The organism is Psychrobacter sp. AOP5-GZ1-6 (assembly GCF_052376345.1).
Taxonomy (GTDB): Bacteria; Pseudomonadota; Gammaproteobacteria; order Pseudomonadales; family Moraxellaceae; genus Psychrobacter.
Genome location: NZ_JBQSVP010000216.1, coordinates 1 through 2,760, shown reverse-complemented (window position 1 = coordinate 2,760; position 2,760 = coordinate 1). Strand labels below are relative to the sequence as shown.

Genomic DNA, 2,760 nt, shown 5'->3' with positions numbered 1-2,760 from the left:
AGATATTTTAAATATCTTTTAGGAAAGTGGTAAAGGATACCAGTTTCATCAGCCCAAGCAGATTCATCATTTTCAGTTATTATTGCGTACACTCTATTTCCTTATATTTTAAATTCAGGATTTTTATGGCCTTTATATAAGTAGCTTAATTTTTAATTATATCTATGACAACACCTCAAACCCAAACTGACTCAACGCTTCTCGCAGCATCGCAATATTATAATAAGCATGCGCTTTGGTGGTGTTTTGAAAAAATATATAGAGCGTATCAAAATGCTGACGCTGATTGGCAATCGCTTGCGCCCAGTCCTGCATCTCCGCCTCACTATAACGATAATCATGGCGGTCTGCTGCGCTCATGGCATCCCACCAGCCTGTATTATTACCATGCATACGCAGATAGCCAGTACGCTCGGTAAATATCAATCGTGACGGTGGTAATCCGCTAACCTTGGGATAATCAACGCTACACCAAATCAGACCTTGCTGTATGAAGCTGTCGACCACTTGTGGCGTGTGCCAAGCGTTATGACGGAATTCGATTGCTAATGGATAATCTTGAAACCAACTGACCAGATTGGCCAGATACAGACGATGCTCACGGGTACGGTCAAAGCCATGTGGAAACTGGAGTAATAATGGCGCTAAAGCATTTGCTTCGATAAGTGGAGATAAGGCGTTTAGAAATGCCTGTGCGTGATCGCTTGTTCCTTTACGCGCATGAGTAAAATCTTGATGCAGTTTGACGGCGAATTTCAACTCGCTATCGACCTGTACATAAGCTTTATCGAGCATACCTGCAAAGGCTTTTTGTCCAATAGGTGCGTAAAAGCTGCTGTTGATCTCGACCGCCCCGTATTGCTTGGCATACTCACGTAAAAAATCGGTTTTTTTGGTGCCAGTGGGGTACAGCGTACCGAGCAAATCGGTATCGCTATAGCCACCAGTGCCAAGATAAATCGTAGGCGTCAAGTTCGATGAAGAGGTCATTGGTCAAAACTCTATGTGATACGTGGGCAGCTGCAGACACACCTTGGTTTCTTTATCATACTGGGTGTTTTCTATCATACTGAGTATAAAGACCATAGCGCCATCACCCACAATATAAACAATAGCGTCAATGCCAAAAACTGCGCCGCAGAACCAACATCTTTACCTATCTTGGCCAGTGGATGTTGTTTCGTTGATGTGTGATCGATACTCGCCTCGATGCCTGTATTAAACAGCTCAACGATGATGGACAAAAACGAAGCCATTAGCAGTATCATTTTCATAGTGATACTCAAAGGGATAAAGGCAAGCGCGATAAGTAAAAATAAATTCAGCCAAAATGCTTGTCGAAACGCGGCTTCGTTTTTGTAGGCCGCCATAAAACCATCGGCCGAGTAGCCTGCTGCTTTCACAATACGCCCGAAGCCTGCTTTGCCTTTTGCATTTTCGGCGAAGTTTTCGGCAGTTTCTATTCCCTTATCTGGCGTATGAGCAGCATGATCATGATGATTGTGCTGCTGTGGGTGCGAGGGAGCGTTAAGGTTTTTATCAGCGTTAGGCATTTTGTCGCTCATGTAGACTCTGCATCATGGTTGTAAAGTAGCAAGTAGTCTAACACGCACAACCTTACTTTTGTCTATTCCATAGCCACTCAATCAATGCTAAAAGTGCATTATTATTTTTGTGGTTACTAAGTTGAGAGTTGCCAAGCTGAGAGTAACTAGGCTCAAAGTTGCGCAACTCTTGATTGTTTAGCTTATCTCTACTGAGCTCACGATTACTTAGTTCGCGAATAATGGCTGCGCGACCATCATTAAACAGTGACTGCGCATAGTCGGTTGCCTTATCAACGCCCATAAATTTCACATAGGTAGATTTGTCCAGTTTTTCATCGCTGCCAGCAGGTTTACCCAGCGCATCCGTGCTGGTGGTCACATCTAAAATATCATCCTGTACTTGAAACGCCAGACCGATGTGTTGAGCACATTCTTGTAATGCCATGCGCTGAGGAGCCGTCGCACCAGCACAGACACCGCCCATGAGCATGGCCGCTTCGATCAACGCGCCTGTCTTGTCACGGTGGATGGCTTCTAGGTCAGTTTGTGTGATGCTGTTACTGGCTTCGGCATTGAGATCCAGCATTTGACCTGCGACCATACGTCTGGCACGCGGTGCAAATATCGCGAGCAGCTGGCTTGCGATATCGGCATCGAATGGCGCAAAGGTAGGTAGCTCTGCGGTCAATACTTCAAAGGCGAGCGTTTGCAGCACATCACCTGCGAGTAGTGCCGTCGCTTCATCAAAGACAATATGAGCAGTCGGCTGACCACGGCGCAGTTCATCATCATCCATACAGGGCAAATCATCATGTACCAACGAATAAGTATGTAGCAGCTCTACCGCTAGTGCTGCACGGCGCGCCATATCATAATCTGAATCGTTTTCTAAAAGAGAGTCTAACCTGTCACTTTGCGTCAGGTCTTTTTGCTCAATACTTTCACTTTTAAAAACGTTGTCATTATTCGCTGTGACACTAGAAAAGGCACTGGCGACCAATAACGGGCGTACCAATTTACCTTTACCCGTCATCACATAACGGCAGGCATCGATCAGCGGATGTGGCAGCTCAGCATAAACAAATAACACTTCAATATCTTGTGCTAATTGTTCGCGTACAGTGCCATGAAATTGTTCGTTGTTTTCAAACGATATAAAGCGCAAAGGGGTAGGGCTTGGCGTAGAAGAAACAGTCATAATCCAACCATTTAT

At 45.0% G+C, this 2,760-nt stretch carries 3 protein-coding genes; all 3 read right to left on the bottom strand.

The window, feature by feature from the left end:
* Positions 1-162: 162 nt before the first annotated feature.
* The 3 genes from ACT3RN_RS15150 to ACT3RN_RS15140 all read right to left on the bottom strand — a co-directional run bounded on the left by ACT3RN_RS15150 (position 163) and on the right by ACT3RN_RS15140 (position 2,745).
* A complete protein-coding gene (locus tag ACT3RN_RS15150; RefSeq protein WP_192520417.1) occupies positions 163-990 on the bottom strand; it encodes a DUF72 domain-containing protein in 828 nt (275 codons plus the stop codon).
* 74 nt (positions 991-1,064) lie between these two features.
* A complete protein-coding gene (locus tag ACT3RN_RS15145) occupies positions 1,065-1,565 on the bottom strand; it encodes a diacylglycerol kinase (protein WP_225739295.1) in 501 nt (166 codons plus the stop codon).
* 52 nt (positions 1,566-1,617) lie between these two features.
* Positions 1,618-2,745, bottom strand: coding sequence for a polyprenyl synthetase family protein (locus ACT3RN_RS15140; protein WP_192520416.1), 1,128 nt, complete (start codon positions 2,743-2,745; stop codon positions 1,618-1,620).
* Positions 2,746-2,760 lie beyond the last annotated feature (15 nt).